Source organism: Corynebacterium lowii, from assembly GCF_001412085.1.
In the GTDB taxonomy this organism is placed as follows: Bacteria; Actinomycetota; Actinomycetes; order Mycobacteriales; family Mycobacteriaceae; genus Corynebacterium; species Corynebacterium lowii.
In genome coordinates, this window is record NZ_LKEV01000002.1 from 394,124 (window position 1) to 417,051 (window position 22,928).

Annotated in this window: 23 protein-coding genes; 4 read left to right on the forward strand and 19 right to left on the reverse strand. The window is 63.3% G+C overall.

Going from position 1 to position 22,928, the window contains the following annotated elements; all coding sequences use genetic code 11:
• Nucleotides 1-15 precede the first annotated feature (15 nt).
• The 12 genes from Clow_RS05195 to Clow_RS05250 all read right to left on the reverse strand — a co-directional run bounded on the left by Clow_RS05195 (nucleotide 16) and on the right by Clow_RS05250 (nucleotide 11,731).
• A complete protein-coding gene (locus tag Clow_RS05195) occupies nucleotides 16-1,317 on the reverse strand; it encodes a hemolysin family protein (RefSeq protein WP_055177286.1) in 1,302 nt (433 codons plus the stop codon).
• Complete coding sequence (gene ybeY / locus Clow_RS05200; RefSeq protein ID WP_055177289.1) at nucleotides 1,314-1,916, reverse strand: rRNA maturation RNase YbeY; 603 nt, start codon at nucleotides 1,914-1,916, stop codon at nucleotides 1,314-1,316. Before ybeY ends, Clow_RS05195 begins: the two co-directional genes overlap by 4 nt.
• Nucleotides 1,913-2,854: a PhoH family protein gene (locus tag Clow_RS05205; protein WP_425388405.1), complete on the reverse strand. Its 942-nt coding sequence runs from the start codon at nucleotides 2,852-2,854 to the stop codon at nucleotides 1,913-1,915. Before Clow_RS05205 ends, ybeY begins: the two co-directional genes overlap by 4 nt.
• A gap of 65 nt (nucleotides 2,855-2,919) precedes the next feature.
• Nucleotides 2,920-3,681 (reverse strand): 16S rRNA (uracil(1498)-N(3))-methyltransferase, encoded by a 762-nt coding sequence (locus tag Clow_RS05210; protein WP_055177293.1) that lies wholly within the window; start codon nucleotides 3,679-3,681, stop codon nucleotides 2,920-2,922.
• 6 nt (nucleotides 3,682-3,687) lie between these two features.
• Entirely contained in the window at nucleotides 3,688-4,827 is a 1,140-nt protein-coding gene (dnaJ, locus tag Clow_RS05215; RefSeq protein ID WP_055177296.1) for a molecular chaperone DnaJ, read from the reverse strand.
• 60 nt (nucleotides 4,828-4,887) lie between these two features.
• Nucleotides 4,888-5,916, reverse strand: a complete 1,029-nt coding sequence (hrcA, locus tag Clow_RS05220; protein ID WP_055177298.1) for a heat-inducible transcriptional repressor HrcA — start codon at nucleotides 5,914-5,916, stop codon at nucleotides 4,888-4,890.
• 48 nt (nucleotides 5,917-5,964) lie between these two features.
• Entirely contained in the window at nucleotides 5,965-7,161 is a 1,197-nt protein-coding gene (gene hemW / locus Clow_RS05225; RefSeq protein WP_055177300.1) for a radical SAM family heme chaperone HemW, read from the reverse strand.
• Between the two features lie 23 nt (nucleotides 7,162-7,184).
• The gene (locus Clow_RS05230; protein WP_055177305.1) at nucleotides 7,185-7,877 is read right to left on the reverse strand and encodes a hypothetical protein; all 693 of its coding nucleotides are present in this window, start codon (nucleotides 7,875-7,877) and stop codon (nucleotides 7,185-7,187) included.
• Between the two features lie 173 nt (nucleotides 7,878-8,050).
• Nucleotides 8,051-8,875: a phosphonate ABC transporter, permease protein PhnE gene (phnE, locus tag Clow_RS05235; RefSeq protein WP_055177308.1), complete on the reverse strand. Its 825-nt coding sequence runs from the start codon at nucleotides 8,873-8,875 to the stop codon at nucleotides 8,051-8,053.
• Nucleotides 8,872-9,678 (reverse strand): phosphonate ABC transporter ATP-binding protein, encoded by an 807-nt coding sequence (locus tag Clow_RS05240; RefSeq protein WP_069724570.1) that lies wholly within the window; start codon nucleotides 9,676-9,678, stop codon nucleotides 8,872-8,874. Before Clow_RS05240 ends, phnE begins: the two co-directional genes overlap by 4 nt.
• The gene (locus Clow_RS05245; protein WP_211256931.1) at nucleotides 9,675-10,607 is read right to left on the reverse strand and encodes a phosphate/phosphite/phosphonate ABC transporter substrate-binding protein; all 933 of its coding nucleotides are present in this window, start codon (nucleotides 10,605-10,607) and stop codon (nucleotides 9,675-9,677) included. Before Clow_RS05245 ends, Clow_RS05240 begins: the two co-directional genes overlap by 4 nt.
• Entirely contained in the window at nucleotides 10,604-11,731 is a 1,128-nt protein-coding gene (locus tag Clow_RS05250) for a TIGR03364 family FAD-dependent oxidoreductase (protein WP_055177311.1), read from the reverse strand. The genes Clow_RS05245 and Clow_RS05250 overlap by 4 nt, the downstream gene beginning before the upstream one ends.
• Nucleotides 11,732-11,893: 162 nt before the next feature.
• Here Clow_RS05250 and Clow_RS05255 point away from each other — a divergent pair, with 162 nt between their 5' ends.
• Together Clow_RS05255 and Clow_RS05260 are read left to right on the forward strand one after the other, a co-directional pair.
• The gene (locus Clow_RS05255; protein WP_245625703.1) at nucleotides 11,894-12,610 is read left to right on the forward strand and encodes a GntR family transcriptional regulator; all 717 of its coding nucleotides are present in this window, start codon (nucleotides 11,894-11,896) and stop codon (nucleotides 12,608-12,610) included.
• Between the two features lie 17 nt (nucleotides 12,611-12,627).
• On the forward strand, nucleotides 12,628-13,332 hold the full coding sequence (locus tag Clow_RS05260) for an HAD family hydrolase (RefSeq protein ID WP_055177316.1): 705 nt from the start codon (nucleotides 12,628-12,630) through the stop codon (nucleotides 13,330-13,332).
• Here Clow_RS05260 and Clow_RS05265 read toward each other — a convergent pair.
• The 3 genes from Clow_RS05265 to Clow_RS05270 form a co-directional block, all read right to left on the reverse strand.
• On the reverse strand, nucleotides 13,329-15,179 hold the full coding sequence (locus tag Clow_RS05265) for an AMP-dependent synthetase/ligase (RefSeq protein WP_055177321.1): 1,851 nt from the start codon (nucleotides 15,177-15,179) through the stop codon (nucleotides 13,329-13,331). The two genes, Clow_RS05260 and Clow_RS05265, sit on opposite strands and share 4 nt — an antisense overlap.
• A gap of 174 nt (nucleotides 15,180-15,353) precedes the next feature.
• Nucleotides 15,354-15,494, reverse strand: a complete 141-nt coding sequence (locus Clow_RS11895; RefSeq protein WP_169786570.1) for a hypothetical protein — start codon at nucleotides 15,492-15,494, stop codon at nucleotides 15,354-15,356.
• A complete protein-coding gene (locus tag Clow_RS05270) occupies nucleotides 15,487-15,705 on the reverse strand; it encodes a hypothetical protein (RefSeq protein WP_156334655.1) in 219 nt (72 codons plus the stop codon). The genes Clow_RS11895 and Clow_RS05270 overlap by 8 nt, the downstream gene beginning before the upstream one ends.
• A 40-nt stretch (nucleotides 15,706-15,745) precedes the next feature.
• On the opposite strand from Clow_RS05270, the gene Clow_RS05275 reads away from it, so the two are divergent.
• A complete protein-coding gene (locus tag Clow_RS05275; RefSeq protein ID WP_055177327.1) occupies nucleotides 15,746-17,077 on the forward strand; it encodes a carboxylesterase family protein in 1,332 nt (443 codons plus the stop codon).
• 25 nt (nucleotides 17,078-17,102) lie between these two features.
• Here the strand turns inward: Clow_RS05275 and idi are convergent, their stop codons facing one another.
• The 4 genes from idi to Clow_RS05295 all read right to left on the reverse strand — a co-directional run bounded on the left by idi (nucleotide 17,103) and on the right by Clow_RS05295 (nucleotide 20,864).
• Nucleotides 17,103-17,666, reverse strand: a complete 564-nt coding sequence (gene idi, locus Clow_RS05280; RefSeq protein ID WP_055177330.1) for an isopentenyl-diphosphate Delta-isomerase — start codon at nucleotides 17,664-17,666, stop codon at nucleotides 17,103-17,105.
• A gap of 31 nt (nucleotides 17,667-17,697) precedes the next feature.
• Nucleotides 17,698-19,452, reverse strand: a complete 1,755-nt coding sequence (locus tag Clow_RS11720) for a hypothetical protein (RefSeq protein WP_156334657.1) — start codon at nucleotides 19,450-19,452, stop codon at nucleotides 17,698-17,700.
• Nucleotides 19,453-19,526: 74 nt separating this feature from the next.
• Nucleotides 19,527-20,168: a DUF3558 family protein gene (locus Clow_RS05290; protein ID WP_055177341.1), complete on the reverse strand. Its 642-nt coding sequence runs from the start codon at nucleotides 20,166-20,168 to the stop codon at nucleotides 19,527-19,529.
• Between the two features lie 171 nt (nucleotides 20,169-20,339).
• Nucleotides 20,340-20,864, reverse strand: coding sequence for a hypothetical protein (locus Clow_RS05295; protein WP_069724571.1), 525 nt, complete (start codon nucleotides 20,862-20,864; stop codon nucleotides 20,340-20,342).
• 154 nt (nucleotides 20,865-21,018) lie between these two features.
• Between Clow_RS05295 and Clow_RS05300 the strand changes: the two genes are divergently transcribed.
• Nucleotides 21,019-22,905, forward strand: coding sequence for an ABC transporter ATP-binding protein (locus tag Clow_RS05300; RefSeq protein WP_055177347.1), 1,887 nt, complete (start codon nucleotides 21,019-21,021; stop codon nucleotides 22,903-22,905).
• The last annotated feature ends 23 nt before the right edge of the window (nucleotides 22,906-22,928 follow it).

Consider the following 22,928-nt stretch of genomic DNA (forward strand, 5'->3'; position numbering starts at 1 on the left):
CTCCCCAATAACCAACTAATCGGCGCTCAAGACCTCCGCTACCACGTGGCTCACGCGCACGCGCCCTCGGCGATCATGCCCGCCCTCGGTATGCAGGCGCAGGCCCGCCACCTCCACCGTGGAACCGGGAAGGGGGACGCGCCCCATCGCATAGGCCACCAGGCCGGCGATGGTATCCACCTGGTCCTGAATCTCCTCGTCAAAGTCCAGCTTCTCCCCCAGGTGTTCGCTGACTTCCTCGGCCAGATCGTCCAGGGATACGCGGGCCACCACGCGGAAGGTGCGTGGGCCAATCTGCTCGATGGGCACTTCTTCCTCGGAATCGTACTCATCGGTAATCTCCCCCACGATCTCTTCGAGCACGTCCTCCATAGAGATCATGCCCGCGATACCGCCGTACTCATCCACCAGCATCGCCAGGTGGTTGTGGCTGCGCTGCATATCGTGCAAGGTGGCGTCCAGGGGTTTGGAGTCGGGGATAAACACGGCCTCGCGCATAACCTCCGCCACCGTCACGGAGCGCCCGCTATCGCTCATGTGGTAGGTCTTAGCCACCAGGTCCTTGAGGTAGACCACCCCCACGATGTCATCAATATTCTCCCCCACCACGGGAATCCGGGAATGGCCGGAACGCACGCACAAGGTAGTGGCCTGGCCTGCCGTTTTGCTCTCCTCAATCCAGATCATCTCCGGGCGCGGCACCATCACCTGACGTGCCGTGGTGCTCGCCAGGTCAAAGATGTTCTGAATCATCCGGCGCTCTTCCACCTCCACCACGCCGTGTTCCTGAGCCATATCCACCATCTCGCGCAGTTCCACCTCGGTAGCATAGGGACCATCGCGGAAACCCCGGCCAGGAGAAAGCAGGTTGCCCAGGGAAATGAGCAGGCGGGCCACCGGACCCAGCACGGTACCCACCGCCCCCAACAGCACGGCGGCACGCATGGAGATGGAATAAGGATTCTTGCGGCCCGCCGAGCGGGCAAAGACCCCACCCACCACGAAGCTCACCAGGGTGACCCCGCCGATGGCGGCGGCAAAGGCCCAGCCCTGGGAGTCGATGAGTCTAAAGGCGAGGGAGGCGGCAAAGACGGCCGCCGTGGCGTCGAGAAGCGTGTGCAGCAGTACCAAGAGGTTGATGTGATCGGCGCGGCGGTCGAGTACCTTGAGCAGGCGCAACGCCCCTGGGCGTTCTTCCTCGGCCAGTTGCTCCACACTGGCCCGGGAGATGGAACTCAGCGCGGATTCCAGGGTGCCCAGCAACCCCGCCAGCATCAGGGCCACGAAGGTGGCGCAGGTGAGTAAGGCGGGGGTCATGAGTTCTTGGGCTCCCCGATCGCGGGTATGCCCCCTCCGGGCACCTCTTTATCCAGCGCGGCCCTATCGGCGGCCGTGGGGAAGGCCTTGGCCCCGCTGGGCTTGGGCTGGTATTCCACTCCACGCGTGGAAGCATCGTCATACCAATCCGCCAGCAGCTCATTTTGCAGGGCGAACATCTCGCGTTCCTCGGCGGCGGTGGCGTGATCGTAGCCCAGCAGGTGCAGGCAGCCGTGCGTGGTGAGCAGGGCCAACTCGTGTCCGAGGTCGTGGCCGGCCACCTCGGCCTGGCGCAGGGCAAACTCCGGGCACAGCACAATATCGCCCAGCATCTGCGGGCCGGGGTCGGCGGCGTCGGGCCGCCTGCCGCGCTGACCGGGGGTGAGTTCGTCCATCGGGAAACTCATCACGTCGGTGGGACCTTCCAGGTCCATCCAGCGCACGTGCAGGTCCGCGATGGTATCGAGGTCCACGATGGTGATGGTCAGCTCGGCGTCGGGGTGAATGTCCATGCGCCCCAGGGCGAAGGAGGCGACGTCAATAAGCATCTCCTCGTTGACCCCCGGATAGCCGGACTCGTTGAAAACCTCAATGCTCATCGGCGCTGCCCTTCCTCGTATTCCTCATAGGCCTCTACTATCTTGCCCACCAGGGCGTGACGCACTACATCGGCGCTGCCCAGTTCCGCGAAGAAAACATCGGGGACCCCGCGCAGAATCTCGCGTACCCCGCGCAGGCCCGAGCGCTGACCACCGGGCAGGTCTACCTGGGTGACGTCTCCGGTGACCACCATCGTGGAGCCAAAGCCTAAGCGAGTAAGAAACATCTTCATCTGCTCGCGGGTGGTGTTCTGGGCCTCGTCCAGAATCACAAAGGAGTTGCTCAGGGTACGTCCACGCATATAGGCCAGGGGCGCTACCTCGATGATTCCGGCGTCCATGAGTTTGGGAATGGTCTCCGGCTCCACCATGTCGCGCAGGGCGTCGTGCAGCGGGCGCAGGTAGGGGTCGATCTTCTCCCCCAGCGTGCCGGGCAGAAAGCCCAGCTTTTCCCCGGCCTCCACGGCGGGTCGGGTGAGGATAATGCGGTTGACCTCCTTGGCCTGGAGGGCCTGGACGGCCTTAGCCATCGCCAGGTAGGTCTTGCCCGAGCCTGCGGGGCCGATGCCAAAGGTCACGGTGTGGCTATCAATGGCATCCACGTAGGCCTTTTGGCCCAGCGTTTTGGGGCGAATCACCTTGCCGCGCCGCGAGATAATCTCCGAGCTGGCCAGTTCCGCCGCACTCTGCGGCGCCTCGGCGGAAACGATATTGACCGTGTGCCGCACGCTATCGGGGGTTATCACCACGCCCCGGCGCGCGGTGGCCTGCATCTCCGCCAGGGCGCGCTTGGCGCGTTGCACCTCGGGGCCGGGCCCGGTGAGGCTCACCTCGTTGCCGCGGGCAAAAATATCGGCATCAATGAGATCGCTGAGCACCCGTATGTGCTGATCGTTCACGCCCAGCACATACGGGGCTAAGGCGTCATCCAGGCTCACTCGTGCCGTCACCACGGGAACCGCGCGCCTCTGTTTTGGGGTACTTCCTGCCACGGCGCACTAGCCTACCAGCGGGCGGTGAGCACCCCGAGGGCGGCGAGCCCCACCATCGCGGCACTCGCCGTGCGCAGCACCTCCGGCCCCAGATGCACGGGCACCGCCCCCGCCTCGCGCAGGCGCGCGGCCTCCTCTGCGCCGATTCCGCCCTCGGGTCCCACGATGAGATAGAGGTGTTCGGCCTTCAGATCGCAGGAGGCCAGGGGCGCGGCGGCTTCCTCGTGCAGCAGCAATGCCCGCGCCTGGGGTTCCGCCCCCAGCGACTCCTCTCGCAGCAACTCCACCAACCCGGCGGTATCCACGGGTTCGTACACCTCGGGCACCCGCGCCCGGCGCGCCTGCTTAGCGGCCTCGCGGGCGGCGGCCTGCCACTTGGCCTGCCCCTTGGCGGCCTTAGGGCCTACCCACTTGGCCACGCAGCGCTCCGCCTGCCAGGGAATAAAAGCATCGGCCCCAGCCTGGGTCGCTAGGTCGATAGCCAACTCGGAGCGCTCCGCCTTGGGCAGGGCTTGGACCACCGTCACTCGGGGGCGCGGCGGTTCTTCCACCACCACGCTTTCCACCTCGGCGCGCAGGCTGGCCTTGCCCTCGACGGCCTGCACCCGCGCCGTGGCACGCACCCCGCGGGTATCCACGAGTTCGAGGCCTTCGCCCACCCGCAGGCGCTTGACGGTCACAGCGTGGCGGCCCTCGGGGCCGTCGAGAAGCAATACCTCGCCTACCGGGGTATCGGCGCGCAGGGCTTCGCAGAGGAAAACGGGCAGTGACATGCGTGCTTACCTGCGGAACTTATTACGCAGGCGACTAAAGAGGCTTTCCTCCTCGTCCTCGCTGCTGCGCACCTTGGCGGTCTCGCCGTGCTGCTCGCGCACCTCGGTGAGCAGGGCGCGGGTGCGCTCGTCGAGGTTGGTGGGCACGGTGACGTCGATGTGTGCCAGCATGTCCCCGTGGCCCTCGCGGCGCAGGTGCGGCATGCCCGCGCCTTCCAGGCGTATGCGCTCGGCGGGCTGGGTACCCGGCGCGATGGTGAGTTCGCGCTCCTCGCCATCCAGGCCCTTGATGCTTACCGACGCCCCGAGGGCCGCGTCCACCATCGGCACCCGCACGGTGAAGTGGAGGTCATCGCCCTCGCGCTCGAATACGGCGTGCTCCTTAGTAGTGACCTCCACGTAGAGATCACCGGCCGGGCCGCCGCCGTGGCCCACCTCGCCCGCACCGGACATGCGGATGCGCATGCCGCTGGAAATGCCCTTGGGCACGGTCACGGTGATGTCCCGGCGCGAACGCACCCGGCCCTCCCCGTCGCACTTGGAGCAGGGGTCTTTAATAATTTCGCCGTAGCCGTGGCAGGAGGGGCACTCCCGGGTGGTCATCACATTGCCCAGGAAGGAGCGCTGCACCTCTTGTACCTCGCCCATGCCATGACAGTGCTCGCAGGTCACGGCGTCGGCCTTGGATTCCGAGCCGGTGCCCTGGCAGCGATCGCACAAGATGGCGGTATCCACGGTGACCTCGCGGCGTACCCCGGCAAAGGCATCTTCCAGGCTAATATCCAGGCGCAGCAGGGCGTCGTTGCCCGGCTGCACGCGCGAGCGCGGCCCCCGCGAGGCCGCTCCCCCACCAAAGAAGGCCTCAAAGATGTCTCCCAGGCCGCCACCGGCGAATCCTCCGGCACCGGGGCCGGGTGCCCCGCCGCCCTGGGCCAGGGGATCGCCGCCCATATCCACGATGCGGCGCTTTTCCGGGTCCGTTAATACCTCATAAGCGGTGGAGACCTCCTTGAACTTCTCCGCCGCCTCTTCCGAGGGGTTGACATCCGGGTGATATTTGCGGGCCAGGGAACGATAGGCCTTTTTAATCTCCTGCTCGGTGGCAGAGGAGTTCACGCCGAGAATCCCGTAGTAATCACGAGCCACAGTTATAGAGTGCTTCCTAGTTGGTGCCAGTACATACCCAGCACAGTGTAATAGCGCACCTTACTTGCCCGCGAGCACCCTGCTAACGTACCTCGCCACCGCCGAGACCTTGGACATCGTTCCCGTGTAATCCATATAGGTAGGCCCCACCACGCCCAAGCCGCCCAGGGAGGCACCGTCGGCACCATAGGCGGTGGTCACCACCGACGCCCCGTGGAACTCCTCGTTCTCGTTTTCCTCACCGATGAGCACGTTGACGTAACCCAGCTCCGGGGCGTCGGCCAGCAGGCGCAGCACCACCACCTGCTCTTCGAGGGCGTCGAGCACCATCGGCAGGTTCTCCGGAAGGTCGTAACTCATGCGGGTCAGGTGCGAGGTACCCGCCAGGATGAGGCGATCGGTGGGCTGCTCCACCAGCGTCTCGATGAGCACGGTGCAGGTGCGCGCGAGCGCCCCGCGCAGGTCGGCGGGGGCCTGGGCCATGAGGTCGCTCAAGCCCACCGAGGCCTCGGCAAACTTCTTGCCCTCCAAGACCGAGTTCAACATCTGGCGCAGGCGGGCCACCTGTTCCTCGTCCACCGGCTCACTCAGAGCCACGTTGCGCTGCTCCACCCGGCCGGTATCGGTGATGAGTACCAAAAGCAGGCGCAGCGGGGAGAGCGCCACCACCTCCCAGTGCTTAATCCGGGAGACGGTGAGCGTGGGCAGCTGCACCATCGCCACCTGGCGGGTGAGCTGGCTGAGCAACTGAACCGAACGGCGCAGCACATCTTCGAGGTCAATGCCCGCTTCTAAGAAGGTGAGAATGGCGCGGCGCTCCGGAGCGGAAAGGGGCGCGAGTTCGTGAATGGAATCCACAAACTGCCGGTAGCCCTTTTCTGTGGGAATACGCCCGGAACTGGCGTGTTGCTGCTGGATATAGCCCTCCGATTCCAGCACGGCCATATCGTTGCGAATGGTGGCAGAAGAAACGTTGAGTTTATGGCGCTCTAGCAGCGCTTTTGAGCCCACGGGCTCCTGCGAAGCGATGTAGTCAGCCACAATGGCGCGCAGCACCTCGCGGCGGCGCTGATCGGTGGCCCCGGCCATGTTCCTGCACCTCCGTGATGGTTTCTCTGGCGTATCTGCCGCCTTATTCTACGCGGCTTCCTCCGCCACCAGCAGATCGGCAACGATCCCATCGGCAAAGAGGCGGCCCGCCTCCGTGACGGCCACGCGCTCTCTCCCATCGGGAGCTTCCGACGCCGCCCCGGCACCACTTGTCACCCGCAGCAGGCCGCGCTCCCGGTATTCCTCCACCACCGGCCAGGCCTTATCTGCAATCCAGGAACTCGGCACCCCGCGCCGCATACGCAGCCCCAGCATGAGGCGTTCGGTGTGCTGCTCCTGCGGGCTCAACCGCTCGCTCTCCTTGATCGGCAAGCGGCCCTCGGCCAGTTCGCGGGCGTAGGTGGCCGGGTGCTTGACGTGATAGAAACGCTCTCCTTCGATGTGGGAGTGCGCCCCCGGTCCTGCTCCCCACCACTGCCCATCGCGCCAATAAATCTCGTTGTGGTGGCACTCCCCTCCGGGCCGCGCCCAGTTGGATACCTCGTACCAGTCCATTCCCGCCTCGCGCAGGTAAGAATCAATCATCTCGTAGCGGGCGGCCAGCACGTCCTCCTCCGGGGCGGGCAACTCCCCACGGCGCACCTTGCGCGCCATGCGGGTGCCGTCCTCCACGATGAGCGAGTACGCCGAGACGTGATCCACCCCGGTGCTCACAATGGCCTCCACGGTGGCGCGCACGTCGGCGTCGGTCTCGGTGGGAGTGCCGTAGATCATGTCCAGGTTCACGTGCTCAAAGCCGGCCCCCAGGGCCTCGCGCGCCGCCGCCACCGCGCGGCCGGGGGTGTGCTTGCGCTCCAAGATCGCCAGCACGTGAGTGGCCGCCGATTGCATGCCCAAAGAAACCCTGGTGAACCCGGCATCGAGAAGCCCCTCGAAGAACTCCGGGGAGGTGGACTCCGGGTTCGATTCCGTGGTCACCTCCGCTCCGGGGGCCAGGCCAAAGGAGGAACGCACCGCGCCCAAGACCCGCCCCAGGCCCTCTGAACCCAGCATGGAGGGGGTACCGCCGCCCACGAATACCGTCTGTGCCGGGCGCACAATCCCGCGCTGCTCCAAATGTGCCGCCGCGAGATCCAATTCCCGCTCCAGGGCCTCCAGATAACTCTCCGGGGAGGCCGAGGTACCCAGCTCACCGGGGGTATACGTGTTGAAATCGCAGTAGCCACAGCGCGTGGCGCAAAAGGGCACGTGCACGTACACCCCAAAGGGGTCATTGTGATACATGGGCACCACCCTATCCAGGTGCCCTAACTCGCCGCGCCTGAGCCCTCCGCACCCGTTGCTTCCCGACGCCGCCGCGCCACCCTGGCCACCACGGCGTCGATACGCGCGCGCTCCGCCAGGAAAGCCGGAGGGTTGCTGCCGCGTTTAGCGCGGGCATAGGCCGGGTGCGCGCTGGCCACGCTGCCCAGCCACCCCTGCGTGACCGCTTGCACCGCGCCCTCTACCCGGCGATAAAAGTGCGGCAGGCTAAAGGCATCGAGATCATTGGCCGCCACATCGGTGCTCTCTAGAATCCACTCCACCAGTTCTTCCAGATTCCGCTGCACCGCCTCGGTGCGGGCGTCGAGGGCACCGGCCAGTTCCGCCACGATCACCGGGGAGGACTCCAAGGGGTAGGCCTCGCACAGTGCGGCGGCGTCCAGCAACTCCGGGGCCGGGCTGATCTTCGCCCGCGAGCGTGCGCTCAACCTGCCGGAACGCAGCCCGGAGGTGAGCGCCTGGCGCAGACCCATGAGTTCACCCAACACCACGCGGGAATCCACCTTGGCGTCCTCTGCGATCTCCTGAAACTCCGCGAGGCAGTCGTGCACCAGCTCGGCATCCCAATCGGCTACGGCCTGGCAAATATGCTCGATGTATTCCGCCACCTCATCCCCGATGTCATAGAGTTCCTGGGTGAGTTCCCGGTGGCGCAGCTCGGCGGCAAGACGGTGCATGGTGGCGGCGCTGCTCCTTCCCGATGACTCATGCGGTGGCACCCCTCAAGGGACACTTGAGGGTTCATGACGGGAACGACTCTATGGCACGAAGCTGCCTTTTCCCGCACGGCGCGCCGGGAGCGCGGACATGGCTTTGCCAGGGTTCACAGCCTCCGGTTTTTATAGCCCCGCTATAGCCTCCTGCGCAGCCAGGCCGAAACCTGATCCACCGCCACCACCAGAATCAGCACCAGGATGATGTAGGTGAGCATCTCATCGAACTGGAAGGTCTTGATCGAACGATTAATCAGCAGGCCGATACCGCCCGCCCCCACCAGGCCCAGCACCAGGGAACTGCGCACATTCACATCAAAGCGATAGAGCAGCAGCCCCACGAACTGCGGCAACGTGACCGGCAGCGTGGAATGAGCCAGTTGCGCCAACCGCGGCGCGCCGGTGGTGCTCAGCGCCACGAGCGGGCCCTGATCGGCCTCCTCCATCGCCTCGGCCCAGAGCTTTCCCATCACCCCGGTGTTATGCAGCATGAGAGCCATCACGCCTGCGAAGGGGCCAAGCCCCACGGCGGTCACAAAGATGAGCGCAAAAACAATATCCGGCACCGCGCGGAGGAAGGAAAGTAGCACGCGGCAGGCGTGATAGACCACGCTATCCGACGTCACCGTGCGCGCCGCGCCCAGGGCCAGCACCGCGGCCAGGGGCACCGACAACGTGGTGCCCAGCAGACCAATCCACAAGGTAGTGAGCAACCCGTTGAGGCCCGGCTTGAGCACCGTCTGCCAGCTCAGATCGGGCGGAATGGAATCCGCGAGGAACTGCACCATGTGCGGCCACCCGGCCACCAGTTTTTCCAGGTAGAACTCGGTGTTCTCAATGGCCACGGCGTGCACGGCCACCAAGGCCGCGATACCCAGCGCCCAGGCGGCGGTGCGGCGCAAGCGGGGGCGAGCGGGAATGGGGGCGGGTGATACGAGGGCAGCAGTGTTTATTGTGCTCATTGTGGCTCCTTGACGAGGGTGGCGCGGGTTGCCGGGGCGGCGTCGGAAGCAATACCCGTGGCGGTCTCCGTGGCGTAGAGGGTGGAGATGAGTTCGAGGCTGGTCTCTCCGGCGGGCAGGTTAAAGGCCACCCGGCCCTGCTTGATCCCCACGATGGTGTCGCAATAGGCCAGGGCCAGTTCCGGCTGGTGAATCACACAAATGCAGGCCACCTGGGAGGCCTTGGCGATGTCGCGCAGCAGGCCCATCACCTGATGAGCGGCCGTGGGGTCCAGGGCCGCGGTGGGCTCATCGGCCAGAATCACCTCGGGGCGCTGACATAAAGCGCGGGCCACGGCCACGCGCTGTTGCTGTCCACCGGAAAAGGAACCCACACGCTCGTGTACCCGAGCGCCCAGCCCCACCCGGTGCAGGCAACCCACGGCCTCCTTTTTGAGCTCGCCGGGAAAGGGAACGGGGCTGAGGCTGCGCCACAGCGGCACGCGGGCCAGGCCCCCGGCGCACACGTTATCCAGGGCGCTGCGGCGGCCCACCAGGTGCATCTTCTGGAAGATCACGGCGGTGCCGGTTCCACCGGGTACAGCAATCTCTCCCCGGTCGTTCTTTTCTAGGCCCGCGATGAGCCGCAATATGGTGGACTTGCCGCTGCCGTTGGCACCGAGCAGTCCGATAACCTCACCACGGTGAGCGTCCAGGGAGACGTCGTGAAGCACGTGGTGATCGCCAAAGCTCTTGGCCACGTGGGTCACGCGCACGATTCTTTCAGGGTTCTGGGGGTTTGCAGAGGTCGTTGCGGGGGTCATGGCACGTCCTTAATGCTCATGCCGAGTTCATCGGCAAGATGGTAGAGGGAGCGGTAATCGTCCTTGGTCACGGGGATGAGGCGGCCGGGTGGGTCCACATCCAGCAGTTCGGCCACCTGGGCGATGGTGGCGGGTTCTACGTCGCTCAGTGCCCGGCGCACATTATCTTTAAGCTCCTCGCTGGCATGGGCGGTGATCGTGATGGGGTCGTTGGGGATGGGCTCGGATACCCAAATCTGGCGATATGCTTGCGGGTCAAAGGTGCCCTGGGCCGTGGCCGCAGCCAGGGTTTGGGAGTTGATCTCGGCGGCCTCCACGGTGCCGTTCTTCAAGGCCAGCAGGGCCTCGGGGTGTCCCCCGGCGTAGTCGGTGGTCACCTCGTTCTCGCTCAACCCCGCCTCGGAGAGCGCCATGCGAGGCAGGGCATCACCCGAGGTAGAACCCACCGAGCCCAGGGCGAGGTCACGGCCGCGCAGGTCCTCGATGCGGTACACCGGACTCTCGGCGCGCACCCAGATTCCGGCGGTATAGGAGGAGAGTTCCCCGTTCGCCTGGGCGAAGGAAACCAGGGGCTCGGCCTGAGCGATACGATCGGCAAAAACGAAGCCCAGCGGCCCGAACTGCCCCAAGTGGAGGGAGCCATTGCGCATGGCTAATACCTCGGCGGAATAGTCCTCCACGATCATCACCTCCACCTCGCAATCGAGCGCGCGGCCTAGGTCCTCGGCAATGCTGCGGTAAGCGGGTTCGAGCTTGTCCGGGGCCTCGTAGGGCTCAATGCCGAAGGCGATCTTGCCGTTAGGGCAGGTGGGATCGTCCGGCCCTTGGCCACCGGGAGCGCAGGCCACCAGGCCGGAGGCCAAGAGCGCGGCGGCTATCGCGGTGCTGCCGGTGGTTTTCACGGCTTTCCTGGTTGTCATGGTTTTCATGGCGCCGGGGCCTCCTCGTGGTTCACGATCAGCTCCGCGATGCCAAAAGAAAGCGTCATGCCAATTCCCGAGGTCACCACGGCCACCGTGGTCGCCTCATCGGGGTGTTCCAGCACGAGGTTCGTGGAGGCGGAATCGGCGTAGCGGCCCTGCCAGCGTTGGAGCACCACCGGACACTCAATACCCAGATAGCGCGCCGCGCGACCAAGCAGGAGTTCCGATTGGGCGGCGTCGATAAAGGGCGTGGGGCTGAGCGCATACTCGTGGGAATCCCCCACCAAGATTCCGCCCGGAATGGCCGTGGCCATCACGTTGGCGATGTTGTCCACCAGTTCCGGTTCCCGCGCGGCCAGTTCCGCGCGCAGCCGCTCCGCCGCGGGCATGGCGGCGATCCCCTCGTACCTGGTCATAGACGTGGCCGTGAGCATGGCGAGATCCACCGGGGTAGTCTCCGGGCGCGCGATGAGCGCCATCGTGAGCGTGCAGGTGCGCACCCCATGCTTATCGACGACCCCCGGAAACATTTCCCCCGCTCGCTCACCGGGGCAGGCCACCACCTCGGAGGCGCGGAAGGTGCCGCGGTTGGTCTCCACCACTCCCCCGGCGGTATGCCAGGCTGCGGTGTTCCAGCTAAAGCGCACCCCCTGGTTGTGCAACCACCAGGCGAGTTCGGGGGCCGCCTGGCGGGGATTCACCCGCATGTCGCGCGGCAGGTGCGCCCCGCCGAGGACGTCGAGAGCCGGTGCCCCGAGACGCTCGCGCGTGGCCTGCGGACTGAGCAGGACGACGTCCTCGCCGCCGCGATGAGCGCGAAACTGCTCGATAACGGCCTTTTCCGTCTCCGTTTGCAGGGGGATCACCGTGCCGGGTTGCATGGCCCAGAGCCCGGCGTCGCGGGCCGCCTCCTTCCAGCCTTGAGCGGAACTGCGGGCAAGGTCTTGGAGGTCATCGGCCTGAGCGGTGAAACAGGCGTGGCCGAAGTTTTGGATGGAGGCCCCCACGGGGGAATCGGAGCGCTCTATCACGTGGACGGTTCGGCCCTGCTTGTGCGCCCGCCAGGCGGTAGCCAGGCCTAGGATTCCGGCGCCAATGACGATGAGGTCTGTGCTGTGCTGCGTGCTCATGCCGCTCATTGTGGCGGCTGCACCCCAACTTGTCCACACTTGTACATACAAGTTAACGCAGAGTTCATATACCGTACCGGTGCAGTTCACCTTTATCTTTGCGTTTTCCTGCTAGAATCTCGGAACATGCACGATGAAAGCGGGATAAACTTACACGTACAAGTGGAGAGGTACCTGCGCGGCCTCATCTCCTCCGGGGAACTCCACCCCGGCGATCCCATCCCCAGCGAGGCCGAACTCTGCCGCCTCTTCCACGCCTCCCGCAGCCCCGTGCGCCAGGCCATCGCCTCCCTGCGCACCGCAGGCCTGCTTTCCGGAGGGCAAGGCCGCCGCTCCATCGTGCAATCACAGGCGAGCACCCAGAGTTTTTCCACCCTGCTTTCCTTTACCGAATGGTGTCATTCAATGGGGGTTACCCCTGGACAAAGGACCCTCGAATTAGCCCGCCGCCCCGGCCACCCGGACATCACCGAGCAACTGGGGCTAGAACCCGGCTCCCCCGTGGTGGAGGTTCTGCGCCTGCGCAGCATGAACGGCACCCCCGCCATGCTGGAACGAGCCGCCTTCCCCCTAGAGGTGGGCCAGCATCTGCTGGCCTTTGATACCGATTCCGGCTCCATCTTTGAACACCTCAGCAAGCAGGGGGTGGAACTCTACCGGGCGGAAAACACCATCGGTGCCATCCCTGCCCCGGAGGAGGACGCCGAGCTTTTAGGCGTTGCCCCTCATTCCCCGCTGCTGCGGGTGCAGCGTCGCACCAGCGATTCCCGGGGGCGCGTGCTCGAAGTAGCCGATGACCGCTACCTGCCGGAACTCACCGAGTTCACCATCGTCAATACCCGCGCCGGCGCCGCCGGACTCACCCAACAACCACGCTGACCCCACAGGAGAACCCCATGCCCCTCATCGTGTGCGACATCGCCGGAACCACCATCGACGAACACAACATCGTGTACCAAGAATTACGCGCCTGCGTGGAAAAACGCGGCGTCGCGGTCAAACCCACCGACCTCAATGCCGTGAAGGGAACCGAAAAGCGCTCCGCCATTTCCACGCTCCTCTTCCCCCAAGGAAACCCCGATATGGCGGAGGTAGATTCCGCCTTTGCGGACTTCCTGGCCGGACTGCGCTGCGCCTACACCGAGCACCCGCCGCTGCCCCTGCCCGGTACTCAGGCGGCATTGGAAAATCTGCGTGAGCGCGGTTACCGCCTCGCGCTCACCACCGGCTTTCAGCGCGATATTGCCCAGACCGTGCTAGAAGCCTGCGGTTGGGGCGTGCGCCGGGCCACTTCCCCTTCCGGTCGCGTGGATACCATCGAGGGCGGCTTTCTCCTCGACGCCCTGGTGACCTCGGATTGCGTGGCCGCCGGGCGGCCCGCCCCCTATCTCATTCATCGGGCTATGGAAATGACCGCCACCGCCTCGGTACACGAGGTGGTGGCGGTCGGTGATACGGTGGCCGATCTCCGCGCCGCGGCCAACGCGGGGGTGCGCGGCGTGGGCGTGCTCACCGGCTCGGTGCCCCGCGAGGTGCTTGAAGCCGAACCTCACGCGGCAGTACTGGAAAGCCTCGCGGAGGTGCCGGCTTTCCTGCCCTAGCGGCGCTTGTAAATCTTCTCGATGTCCTCCGCGTAGCGTTCCGCCACCACGTTGCGCTTGACCTTCATCGTGGGGGTGAGCTCGTTGGCTTCCTCGGTGAGGTCGTGATCGAGGATGTGGAACTTCTTAATTCCCTCTGCGTGGGAGACGGTGGCGTTGGCGCTATTAATCGCGTCCTGAAGTTCCGCGCGCAGCACCGGGTCCGCAGCCACCTCCTTCACCGGGCGGGACTCCGGGATACCGCGGCCGCGCTTCCAGCGCGCCAATTCCTCTTCGTCGAGCGTAATCAGCACGCCGATGAAGGGCTTGCCGTCTCCCACCACCATCGCCTGGCTCACCAGCGGGTGAGAGCGCAGCATATCTTCCAACGGTGCGGGGGAGACATTCTTACCACCGGCGGTGACGATGAGATCCTTCTTGCGGCCAGTGATTCGGATATGCCCGCTGGGGTCCAGCTCGCCTAGATCGCCGGTGTTGTACCAGCCCTCATCGTCAAAGGCCTCCTTCGTGGCCTCCTCGTTATTCCAGTAGCCGGAAAAGAGCGCGGTACCACGGAACAAGATCTCGCCGTCATTGTTGATCTTCACCGACATACCGCCCACCGGCTTGCCCACGGTGCCGATCTTTTGGTCCTCAAAGTCCACGGCGGCCGCGGCACAGGTTTCCGTCAGGCCATAGCCCTCGTACACCGGCACACCCACGCCGCGGAAGAAGTGCAGCAGATCATGGCTCATCGGGGAACCACCCGTGATGCAGTATCCCACCTCGCCGCCGATGGCGGTCTTGATCTTGGAGTACACCAGGCGGTCGTACAAACGGCGCTGCGTATCCAGGAAGCGCGTGGGTCCCTCCGGCGTGTCCAACGCCTTGGAGTACTCGATGGCCACCTTTTCCGCACGGCGGAAGAGCGCCGTGCCCACGGGCCCCTGGGCCGCGGCCTGGCTGGCGGCGGCGTTGCGCACCTTCTCGAACACGCGCGGCACGCCGAGCAGGAGGTTCGGCCGCGCACGAGGCAGCTCCACGGTCAAGGTGGAGGGATCGGACCAATGCGACTGCGTGGCACCGGCGATGGACACCGCCAGGCATACCGCGCGAGCCAGCACGTGAGCCAGGGGCAAATAGGTGAGCACCCGACGCCCCGGCGCGGCGAAGGCGCCGATGGGGTTCGTGAGCAGGGCGCGCACCTCACTGAGCCAGGCGTAGTGACTGAGAATACAGCCCTTGGGGCGGCCCGTGGTGCCCGAGGTATATACGAGGGAGGCAAGATCACTGCTCTTGGTATTGCGGATTCGCTCCCATACCTCTTCGTCCCTGACGTCGCGCCCTTCAAAGCGCAGCGTCTCTACAGCCGAGGCGTTAATTTCCAGCACGCGGGTGAGATTCGAGGAGGAGCCCGAAAGCATCGGGTGGCCCTCCTCATCGAGCACCAGGTGGCTGAGCATTTCCGTGTGCGCCTGGGTCTCCGTGATCGCAAATACCGCACCGGAATCCTCCACGATCCATTCCACCTGGCTGACGGAGGAAGAAGGATAAATGGGTACCGAGGCCGCACCCGCGGCCCAAATCGCGTAGTCAAAGAGCGTCCACTCATAGCGCGTGTTGGAAAGAAGAATCACGCGATCGCCCTGTTGTACACCAGCGGCGATGATCCCCTTTGCCACTTCAAAGACCTGATCCACGAACTCCTTGGCGGTAACGTTGACCCACTCATAGTTCGCCGGACGGGAGAACAGGACGCTGTAGGGGCGCGATTGCGCTTGATCGATCAGGGCCGTCAGGCAGGTCTCCCCCTCTTTCACCTCGTATTTCGCGGGCTCGGTGTATTCCTTGATCGCCTGCGTTGTCATCTCACGCTCCTTGCTTTCTGCCTTCGTGTTCCCTCAAACTTACCTGGCTCACCCCCTTTCTGTAAGCGAAATCCCATATTTTGTATTTTTCTTTTGAAAATATTAGGGATCACAGAGCATGGCAGTGTGGTGATGTGCCGCACATAAGCCCTGGTAGGGACATGAGAGCACGACTCAGAACAAGGAAACCAACCAAGCGATCACCACGAGCGCCACCAGAATCCACAGGGCCTGGGTTACCCACGACGTCGGATAGCGCCTCTTCGACTTGGGCAGCTGACGATCCTGCTTGCGTAGTTCCTCGGGATTAGGCATCTAGGTTCGGCTCCTTGCTCGTGGCCTTGTTCTTCTGTGTACGCGCCAGGTGCCAAGCATCCATCCTGCCGCTCAGGGCGTCGATAGCACGCTGCATGACGAGGGCCGCAGCCGCGCAGGCGGGCAGAGCACACCCCAACACCACCACGATCTGCACAGCCAGGGGCGATGCCACCAGGCCTTGCACAATCCAGTCATAAAGCGCAGTCATGTTCACCATCGTAGAACGCCATAGTTGCTAAGGTTCAACCATGCCTACCACGCCCACCGCCGTGACCGTAAGCACCCCCGAAGGCCGCTTCCGGGGCCTCGCCTACGCTACGCACACCGAGTTCAGCTCCATCGAGTTCTGCTCCATTCCCGGGCCGTTCCATAATTCGCAACCACGGCGCGGCGAAAGCACAGAGCTTATCGACGCCACCGTGCCCCACCCCGAGCGCGTGGCCCTCAGCATCACGGCACCCCCCGGCGCGACTTTGGGCGATGACCTCCCCGTGATCGCGTATATCCACGGTGGTTCCTATGATTCCGGTACCCACGAGGATCAGGATGCCCAGGGCACAGCGATGGCCCAATCCGGCGTGATCGTCGTGCGCCTGGGATACCGCACCGGCCTGCCCGGTTTTGCTCGTTTCCCCGACGATGACCCCACCTACTACCGCGGAGTGGCCGATTGCCAATGGGGGCTTAACTGGGTGCAGCGCTGCATCGAGTACTTCGGCGGCGACCCCACCAACGTCACCCTGGTGGGGCAATCCGCCGGAGCCGGTATCGCCCTGTGGCTGACCCGGCGCGACCACTACCAAGGCACATTCCGCCGCATACTCGCCATGTCACCCGCCTACCCGCGCGTTCCCTTTTCTCAGCGCAAGGGCTCCCTGCGGCGGCTCATCTTTACCCCCGTGACGCGCCGCCACCTCACCGAACTCTTAGAAAAGAAACCAGGGGCGCTCGCCCGCGGTTATCGACGCTGGCGCACCCGATACTTCTACGACCTCGTACTCGGCCCCGCCCCCTTCGACGCCCAGGAGTTAGCCAACATCCCCATCCTCGTAACCTGCACCAGGGAGGAATGTTTTAAGTTCGTTCCCGCCGCGCGGCGCGCCGATACTAAGGGCTACGGCGGAATCGCGGCGCGCCTCATGGCCTCTGCAATGGGGTTGGAAATACCGGTTTCCTCCTACCTTGAATCCGCCCGCAAGGTATATCCCCACCGCGAGATGTCCCAGCTCATCAGCGACTCCTCCATCCGGCGCTGGGTATCCGACACCGCAGAAAACGCCCCCGCGCAGTGCTGGGTTCTCCAATACGAGGGCACCGCGGAAAAACCCATGCTGCACTGCGACGATCTCCCCTTGGTGTTCCGCCCCGACCCCACGCGCCGCACCATTCATCGCATCGTGGTGGACTTTGCTCGCGGCAACACCCCCGCGTGGCCGCGGTATCAGCGCACCGATGGGCGCCAGGTGCAGATATACGACGCCGCCCAGGGCACCCTGCACACCGCCGCCGATCCCCTCAAACCCGTGCGCTTGGCCTTCACCCACCACATTCCCTGGAAGTCCGCAGGGGCGCGCTGGTAGTTCTAGTTCGCTGTCTCCGTATGGCTTATGGAACGCTCAGGAGAGCTTGCCGCAATGCTTGATGCGCAAGCTGCTCCACCATCCAGGGCGAAAACACACAAGGGGTGGAATCTACCGCAGTGATGAGAGCCTGCGGCTCCACCCACTGCCAGGAATCCACCTCAGCGGCAGCGGGGTACAGCTCCGCTCCGGAGTCAAGCCCGATAACGAAAACCGGGCAGACCTCGTTCTCCACGACCCCAGAAGAATCGCGCGCCCAATAGCGGAAATCGGGCAGCACTTCACTGGAATCCGCAAAGAAACGATCACTGACCCCTAGTTCTTGGCCAATGCGGCGGCGCACAGCCGCCTCCGTGGCCTCTCCGGGAGCCGGATGCCCGCAGCAACTATTGGTCCACACCCCCGGCCAGGTCTTTTTCCCCAAAGCCCGGCGCGTAAGCAAAACCCTGCCGCGTTCATCCCGAAGATAGCTGGAAAAGGCCAGGTGCAACGGAGTATCGGCGGTGTGCACGGTGGCCTTGGGGGCGGTGCCAATCGGTTCGCCGCCCTCATCGCAGAGCACAACGAGTTCCCGGTCCGTGGAGGTCATGCGCCCACCCTACGCCACGGTTACCCCGGCCCTAACCTCGCGCCCAGTGACCGATCACCCCCGGCACCACCGGCGGGCGATCGCCTAACAAGGCGCGCAGATTCTCATTTTCCTCCACGGAGGAGGTGATGGTCTTAATCTTCTTATTCCGAGCCCCACCTCCCCCGGTTCCGGTCCCGGCGCCAGCCATCGGCCCCATGAAGGTATGCGACCGCGCTCCCGACGTCGCTCCGCCCGACGCCGCTGTTACAGGGCCTCCGGGACCTGACCGCCAACTAGATCCCGCCGGGACGCTATTTGCCGCGCCGCCGGAGGCAGCACCGAGGGTGGTACCGGGTGCGAGAGCGCCGCCAAAACCACCTATTCCGCCGACAGATTGCCCCGACGCCATTGAAGCGTGATGGGAAGCAGACGCGGAGGCCGGCATCGACTGAGCGGTGAGCCCCATTCCTCCCAATAGCGGCATTGATTGACCAGACCACGAAGAAGAATGAGTGGAGACCTCATCTGCCCCCAAGACAGGGGACGTCCCCGCTTGTGTATGACGAGGCAGCACAGCGCCGGTTAAGCGCTGCTGAGCACTACCTGGGGAACTATTCATTGTCCCCGGCATCCCCGACGCCAAGGGAGCCATTGAGGTATTAGCAGGGGCTCCGGAAGAAACCGGATGTATCCCCGCTGCGGGACTTCCCGCAGGAGCGGCGCTTGTACTCGCTGGTGTAGAACCGCCCGGCACCACCGGCGTAGAAGCCACTGGGGGCGAATCAGCCGTAGCCGCAGCGGCGCTTACCGTGCCAACCGATTCCGCTTGCACCCCGGTGAGTTCTTCCGTTCGAGACAAAACCTCCTGGAATGTGGCCCCCTTTTCTTCCCCCACACGCTGAGCCGCGTGAATGATTCTGCGTAAGGCGGTCTCCCCCTCTGGGCGCAGACCGGAGGCATCATGTTTATGCCCCTTCCCAGCCACGACCCCCATTCCGGTGGGAATCAAACTACCCAGGGACAAAGACAACGATGGATCAGTCAAAGACTTCACCACCGGAACTCCCGGCAAAAGCATAGGAGTATAGGCGGCCGGGAAGGCCTGTAAGAAAGCAGCCTCCGCGGCCTGCCGTTCTTGTGGTTCAGGAATAGCATTGAGCGCATTTTGCATATTAGCCACCAATTGCGCGCCCTGTTGCTGAGCCGGGCCGAGATTCGTGGTAGCCGTAACCATCAAAGCCGCATTGCGGGCAAAAGCCTTACCAGTATCGGCCACGTCCACGATTTGCTTAATAGCGGAATCAACCACATCGCCGTAATTGTGTACGCGCAAATCTGCCGCTATCGCCGCCAATCCCGCGGCCACGGCACCAATGCTGGCGGCCATCTTTCCCCATGACGCCGCCGCCTGAACTGGTTGCGCAACCTGCGTGGCTCCAAAGGCCGCCGATAATTGAGCAAGAGAAGCCGAGGGGGAAACCACCGGGAGCGGGAAAACAAAAGGCTCATAGCGTGGCGCTGGGCGCGGAGGGAAAGTGACTGCCCCGATAGAGGCCACCGCCCCTTCATCAGCACCATCGAGGCTCCTTGCAAATGCCTCATTCTGCTCGGTAATGGCCCGCACGCTGGCATTGAGTGCATCCTTCAACCACGTCACCTGTTCCGCATAAGAACTCAGCACGCTATTGGCGGAGCCCGGCCCGCCCATCAACGCAACCCCGTGGTAATTACCCATCTGATCCAGGCCCGGAACGGCGGAGAAACTGCCGTTGATGGATGGGCGGAGGGATCTACGCAATGCCATTCCAATTTGTGCAAGCATAACATCAATTTTTGAAGCCGCCGCAGAAATATTGCCTACTTGAATACTTAAAGTATTCATTTTTCCATCCCCTTCAGTAATAAATTGTGAATCTTCCGAGCATCTTCGCACTCATTTCCCAATTTCCCATCCCCCACATACGACACCTCAACACCCCACCTTCCCCGACTTGTCACCATAGAGGTAGAACACGAAGCCCCCAATCTATCTGCTTCTTCAACCAATGCAATCCCAGACTCATCGACCCCTTCAAGAATCTTAATACCTGCAACATTATATTTATCTTTAGGAACTAAATCTGAAGTAAGAATAACTAGCGTTCCCCGATGATCTCCATTTTGCAATTCGTTCAAAAAATAGCAAGAAGCAAATCCCCCTTCTTCCCTCACTGGTTCCTCTTCCGGTTCCACCAACCCCGCCCCCGCCAACACCTCCGGCGCTATGTCCGTACACGGATCAAAGAACTGAAAGTTGGGATCATTCTCATCCCACGGCCCCACATCAAAGGGCAACCCCGCCTGACGCGCTCCACCTTCTTCACTCCCCACACCGGACGCCTCCGCACCAGACGCCTTCACGGAGGAGCCCTCCGCGGCGTCGATAGTGGCTGGCGATGAACTCTCCTCGCTGGAACAAGCCCCGAGCAATCCGGCCATGATGAGCCCGAGCAAGGTTATGAGGAGTCGATTCTTCGGCATGGGACCTCCCAAGTCACGGTGGTGATGTCCGTGGGCGGCGCGAACTTCAGCACCGCCCACGTGTTACTTAGACTTCACCACTGCTCCCCCGGTTCCCGGTAGATATTTTTTCACAAAAAATATCTAAGCCCGCAGGAAAACCTGCGGGCCACACGAAGCTCAGCGCCGTACTTAGAGGCTGCCCTCGAACCTCACGTTGCCGATCTCAAAGGCTGCGTTGTAGAGGTTGCCCGGCGAGACGTCGAAGGCATAGCGCAGGTTCGTGGTGGCATGGGCGCCGAGGGGACGGTCGAGCCCATCCTGTCCAAGCACACCGGAGGCTTCCGCATCGAGGCGATCCACGATGGTGCCGCCGTTGATGGTGAGGGTTGGGTCCCCGATGGTGTCCTGCGGGATGGCTACGTCGTTGAGGTTGGTGACCTCCACGGTGATGATGGAGCCGCCCGCGTTCCCGCTCACGGTGCCTTGAAGGTGCCAGCGAACGTTGAGGCCGGTATCCACCACGGGCTCCCCTGTGTTCTCCGCCACGATGGTGTCCACATCTTGGGGTTGGTAAGCCGGGGTTTCCGAGGTGGTTACCTCGATCGAGCCCTCTGGGTCACCCACCGTGCCTTCGCCGCCCTGGGAGCAGGCCGTAAGTACGAGAGCACAGCAGGCCACTGTCCCTGCGAGGGCGGTACGTCGGTTCTTGTTCACTTCGGCCCTTGCGCCTTCCTTGACGTTGCTGCGTTGCCTTATCGACGTCCGATTGTAGCCGCGCACCCAGCGCCACTGGCAATTGATGGCATAATGGTCGCCCTGGTGCCTCCCGTACCAATTTCCCCACTCTTTTTCTCCGGAAGGCTTGTGCGTGCATTCTTTGTCCCGCATCCTGCGCAGCACTTCGGCTTTGTGGCCGTTTTACCTGGGCATTGTTCTCACCGCTATCGTTCACGCGGTTTTATCTCTCGTATTTCCCTTTATCTTGAAGCATGCCACGGATACCATCGTGGCGGCCGTCAATGGGGAGGGCGCTACCCCCACCGTGGTGCAGACGATCCTGTGGCTCTCCCTGGCTCTTTTTGCCGCGGAATTGGGCTATACGCTGATGAATAATATCGGCGGCTATATCGGTGATGTGATGGCCGCGCGGATGCGCCAAATCCTTTCCACACGATACTTTGCCAAGCTCCTGGTGATGCCGCAGAGTTATTTCGATGTGCAGTCCACCGGGGCGATCATCGCTCGGCTTGATCGCTCTATTTCTTCCATCACGCAGTTCTTGCAGTCCTTCTCTAATAACTTCTTTCCCATGCTGGTCACCGTCGTTGCGGTGCTCTCTATCTGCGGGTGGTATTACTGGCCGCTGGCGGTTTTGCTGGCTGCGCTGTTTCCTCTTTACGTGTGGCTCACCGCCCTCACCAGCACCCGCTGGCAGCGCATTGAGGGCGAAAAGAACGAGCAGGTGGATTACGCAGGTGGCCGCTTTGCCGAGGTAGTGGGGCAGGTCAAGGTGGCTAAGTCCTTTGTTTCCGAGGCACGCGAGCTCGATTCCTTTGCTCAGCGCTACGGCCATACTATTTCTCTTACGCGCCGCCAGTCACGCTTTTGGCACTCTATGGATACGCTGCGCGGCGCCACGATGAATCTGATCTTTCTGGCCATTTATGCGCTGATTTTCTACCGTACCCTGCACGGCTTGTTCTCTTTGGGCGACATGGTGATGCTTATTCAGCTCGTCAATATGGCGCGCCAGCCGGTGTACATGATGAGCTGGATTATTGATGCCGCACAACGCGCCATTGCCGGTTCCAAGGATTACTTTGCGGTCATGGAGCATACGGCGGAGGCCACGGCTAATAAAGAACTCATGGCGGCCACCCAGGCTAATGATGTTCCTGAGCTTAATACCGCTCCGGTGCGCGCCCTAGAGCCGGTACCGGGCCGCCCGATGATTGAGTTCAAGGATGTTTCCTTTGCTTATGAGGAAAATAAGCCGGTGCTTGATTCCATGTCCTTTTCCTTAGCCCCTGGCGAGCGGGTGGCCCTGGTGGGTGAATCGGGCGGCGGTAAATCCACCATCGTGAATCTGCTTTTGGGGCTCTATCGCCCCACCTCCGGCACGCTTTCGGTATGCGGGCATGAGGTGAGTGACCTCAATAGTGCGGAACTACGAGCCTCGGTGGGCGTGGTATTCCAGGAGCCCAATCTGTTTTCCGGGACGATTCGGGAAAATATCGCCTATGGGCTTCCCCAGGCCAGCGAGGAGGAAATCGTGGACGTGGCCAAGCGTGCCAATGCGCACGGCTTCATCATGGCCTTTCCCGATGGCTACGACACCGTGATTGGCGAGCGTGGCCTGCGTCTTTCCGGCGGGCAGAAGCAGCGCATCGCGGTGGCCCGCGCCATGCTCAAGGACGCTCCGGTGCTGGTTCTCGATGAGGCCACCTCGGCCCTGGATACCAAGGCCGAGCGCGCGGTGCAGGCCGGGTTGGATGAGTTGATGGAAAACCGCACCACCTTGATGATTGCGCACCGCCTTTCCACTATCGCGGACGTGGATACCATCATCACCATTGATAATGGCCGCATTGATGAGGTTGGTTCACCTGCCCAGTTGGCCGTCTCCGGTGGTATCTATAGCCAGCTGCTGGCGCTGACCTCCTCGACGTCGGAAGCAGATCGCAAGCGCCTGGAGCGCTTTGGTTTCCGCGAGCACGCACCCGGCACAGAGGAACAAGAAGAAGCAAAAGAATAAAATAGACCACTTTGTCTAGCCAG

Bases quoted from the DNA above. Each gene is read 5' to 3' on its own strand.
- Clow_RS05195 (WP_055177286.1), bottom strand. From the start codon at position 1,317: ATGACCCCCGCCTTACTCACCTGCGCCACCTTCGTGGCCCTGATGCTG.
- ybeY (WP_055177289.1), bottom strand. From the start codon at position 1,916: ATGAGCATTGAGGTTTTCAACGAGTCCGGCTATCCGGGGGTCAACGAG.
- Clow_RS05210 (WP_055177293.1), bottom strand. From the start codon at position 3,681: ATGTCACTGCCCGTTTTCCTCTGCGAAGCCCTGCGCGCCGATACCCCG.
- hrcA (WP_055177298.1), bottom strand. From the start codon at position 5,916: ATGGCCGGGGCCACCGATCAGCGCCGCCGCGAGGTGCTGCGCGCCATT.
- hemW (WP_055177300.1), bottom strand. From the start codon at position 7,161: ATGTATCACAATGACCCCTTTGGGGTGTACGTGCACGTGCCCTTTTGC.
- Clow_RS05230 (WP_055177305.1), bottom strand. From the start codon at position 7,877: ATGCACCGTCTTGCCGCCGAGCTGCGCCACCGGGAACTCACCCAGGAA.
- phnE (WP_055177308.1), bottom strand. From the start codon at position 8,875: ATGAGCACAATAAACACTGCTGCCCTCGTATCACCCGCCCCCATTCCC.
- Clow_RS05240 (WP_069724570.1), bottom strand. From the start codon at position 9,678: ATGACCCCCGCAACGACCTCTGCAAACCCCCAGAACCCTGAAAGAATC.
- Clow_RS05245 (WP_211256931.1), bottom strand. From the start codon at position 10,607: ATGAAAACCATGACAACCAGGAAAGCCGTGAAAACCACCGGCAGCACC.
- Clow_RS05250 (WP_055177311.1), bottom strand. From the start codon at position 11,731: ATGAGCACGCAGCACAGCACAGACCTCATCGTCATTGGCGCCGGAATC.
- Clow_RS05260 (WP_055177316.1), top strand. From the start codon at position 12,628: ATGCCCCTCATCGTGTGCGACATCGCCGGAACCACCATCGACGAACAC.
- Clow_RS05265 (WP_055177321.1), bottom strand. From the start codon at position 15,179: ATGACAACGCAGGCGATCAAGGAATACACCGAGCCCGCGAAATACGAG.
- Clow_RS11895 (WP_169786570.1), bottom strand. From the start codon at position 15,494: ATGCCTAATCCCGAGGAACTACGCAAGCAGGATCGTCAGCTGCCCAAG.
- Clow_RS05270 (WP_156334655.1), bottom strand. From the start codon at position 15,705: ATGACTGCGCTTTATGACTGGATTGTGCAAGGCCTGGTGGCATCGCCC.
- Clow_RS05275 (WP_055177327.1), top strand. From the start codon at position 15,746: ATGCCTACCACGCCCACCGCCGTGACCGTAAGCACCCCCGAAGGCCGC.
- idi (WP_055177330.1), bottom strand. From the start codon at position 17,666: ATGACCTCCACGGACCGGGAACTCGTTGTGCTCTGCGATGAGGGCGGC.
- Clow_RS11720 (WP_156334657.1), bottom strand. From the start codon at position 19,452: ATGGCATTGCGTAGATCCCTCCGCCCATCCATCAACGGCAGTTTCTCC.
- Clow_RS05290 (WP_055177341.1), bottom strand. From the start codon at position 20,168: ATGCCGAAGAATCGACTCCTCATAACCTTGCTCGGGCTCATCATGGCC.